At 49.8% G+C, this 2,533-nt stretch carries 3 protein-coding genes; 2 read left to right on the plus strand and 1 reads right to left on the minus strand.

The features are described 5' to 3' along the window. The coding region (locus OGY04_RS09385; protein WP_286585177.1) for a tyrosine-type recombinase/integrase at positions 1-329 on the plus strand (329 nt) is incomplete at its 5' end. Between the two features lie 812 nt (positions 330-1,141). Here the strand turns inward: OGY04_RS09385 and OGY04_RS09390 are convergent. Continuing rightward, positions 1,142-1,651 carry a helix-turn-helix domain-containing protein gene (locus OGY04_RS09390; protein ID WP_286585178.1) on the minus strand — a complete coding sequence of 170 codons (510 nt, stop codon included), beginning with the start codon at positions 1,649-1,651 and terminating at the stop codon, positions 1,142-1,144. A 625-nt stretch (positions 1,652-2,276) separates the two neighbouring features. Between OGY04_RS09390 and OGY04_RS09395 the strand changes: the two genes are divergently transcribed. Next, positions 2,277-2,533: MFS transporter (locus OGY04_RS09395; protein ID WP_286584659.1), on the plus strand; the 257-nt coding region annotated here is incomplete at its 3' end.

The raw sequence follows: 2,533 nt of genomic DNA on the forward strand, positions 1-2,533 counted from the left end.
ATCACGATGCCCGTAAGCCAATGAGTGAGAACACCATCAACAAGGCACTGCGCACGATGGGTTACGACACACAGGTGGACATCTGCGGACATGGCTTCCGTACGATAGCGTGTAGCGCGTTGATTGAATCAGGTCGCTGGTCAAAAGATGCTGTGGAGCGGCAGATGAGCCATCAGGAGCGTAATCACGTTCGTGCCGCCTATATTCATAAAGCAGAACACCTCGACGAACGAACTCAGATGATGCAATGGTGGTCGGATTATCTTGATGCCTGCCAGCATCAATTTATCCCGGCTTATCGCTTCGAGAAGTCGATTAAGGTTGCCTGAGCCAGACTAGTGCACCAGGGAATAAGCTGCTACTGAACAAACAAAGGGCTGAGGTGGAGTGCAACAGAGCGAGCACAGGGCCCTGATAAAACAGCGGGATTACTCACCATCGTCGTTACCCGTGTTTCAGGGACAATCGATATGACAGGCTGCGCTTGTATGGCTTTTTAATGGATGCGAACAGCAGAAATTAAAAAGTGGCGTGAGGTGAGTAAATTCCATTTCGAAGAAATGGCTAATTTGCGTCGCCCGAACCCACCTGCGAGCGTTCACCCCGGGGGGAACCGAGCAGGCCGGGGGGAGCCGAATAAATTTTGCCGCCCCAGCGAGCAAAAAGACGCGCCCACGCGTCGATTTATTTGGGGGGCTTGCCCCGCACACCGTCGCCGCTAAGTCTCCGGCCAGAAGCCGGTAGCGTTGCGCGACCACCCCCTTTAAAGCAGCGTTCCCGTTTTTTGGAGCCTGCGAGAAAAAACAGGCGAAACGCGCGTCTTAAAGGGGGTGGTCGCGCGTAGCGCGTGACGGTGTGCCGCTTTTGCCCTGGGGGTTTTGGCGCGGCGTCCAGACGCGACATTACCCCACGAGACTGGAAATAAGGGCGTCCAGCCCGCATTGACAGGCGTTCGGGATTTTATGCCGGGAAGCACAGCTTTACGGCACTTTGCCGCAACGCGAGCTGGCTGTCGCCCCATGACATCGCCCAACACCGTGGGGCGAACTGACTGGGCGATACCATGGGGCGGATGACAAAGGAGGCTCAGCGATCTTAAATACACTGCTTATTTACTTAACTTAAGTAACAGTTTTCCTGATCAACTATCGATTTGTAGGTCCAAACCAAGATGCGTTGAAAGCTTTTCTTTTTCTTCTTGAGTAAGAGAATTTATTTTTACTGCGGTATTTATCACCTTGGATGTAAGATTTTGTAGGTCATGTTCACCAATTTCATCATATTGACTTGCTAATGCTGATAATACGAGTTTTAGGGCCATGCGACGGTGCATTCCTGACAAATGTCTGAACAGCGCAATCAGTAAGGATATATCTTCTTCAGCATCCAGTTTTGAATGCGGCTCATTTCCCTCACCCAGTAACCACGAAGCTCGAATTCCTAATGCTTTCGATAATTTCATCAATTGAGCAACACTTGGTGATGACTCATTTTTTAGATAAGCCCTTATAGCACCTTCAGAAAGATCAGATTTACGAGCTAAAGAACTTTTCGTATCGCCAGAAAATTTCATAGCTATTGATAACCTTACTCCGAAGGAGTCCTCAATATCACCTGCTAGATCCTGAGTATTTTTCTTCGTCATAGTCATTACCAACAACCTTTTGTTTTTTATAGGTTTAGGTGATTGAGCACCATCATCTCGTAAAATAATGCGACTTAATGGTTGAAAACGTATTATTTTGCGATACACTCAACTGTATAAAATGCAGACGTTTAGTATCTGCAAATCCAAATTCTGAGGATCTCATAAACAGGGCTGAAATGTCACGCATGCGCTCGCCCTGAAAAAACTCAGCAGGTAAAGCTGCCCATCCAGTTCTCCATCAATGCGCAGATCTGCTAGGGCTTCATCCCGGTTGGGCTTGCTATGCAGGAAGCCGCTCGACTCATAATCCCCGGCGGGATACAGGCCTTTTTACTCCCCCCGTCAACTAACCTGACCGCTTATCGTGGTCACCAGTTGGCTCCGCACAAGGGCTGAAAAGACAGGGCACGACACACTACACCCCTACCGGGTGGGGATAACTGTTGCCTGAAACTAAGCAGGACCACCGCATGAGGAGGTATCTGAACCCACGCATAACCTGACTGACAGTACTACCCGATTTCGTCTCTGGCCTTTATTTCGTATACGGGCAACGGCTTCGCTCACGCGTTATTCAGGCAGGACACCAAAACTAACGCATTAACGGATAGAAAAGGATGCCCTGGAAATGAAAATTAAGAATCTACGATGGTACATTATTGTCCTGGTTATGATGGGCACCATCACTAACTACCTGTCCCGCAATACCCTCGGTATCGCTGCTCCGACCATGCTGAAGGATATCGGCTTCACCGAACAGCAGTACGCCTGGATCACCGCCGCCTTTAATCTTGCTTACCCGGTGGGCGGGGTCTGTGCCGGCTATATCATGGACCGGTTCGGCGTACGCTGGGTCTTCGCCATGATGGCCATCCTCTGGTCCGT

It is taken from the genome of Citrobacter sp. Cpo091, assembly GCF_030332645.1.
GTDB classification, from domain to species: domain Bacteria; phylum Pseudomonadota; class Gammaproteobacteria; order Enterobacterales; family Enterobacteriaceae; genus Citrobacter; species Citrobacter portucalensis.

Excerpts from the sequence above, each read along its gene's own strand:
- OGY04_RS09390 (WP_286585178.1), bottom strand. The coding sequence starts at position 1,651 with ATGACTATGACGAAGAAAAATACTCAGGATCTAGCAGGTGATATTGAG.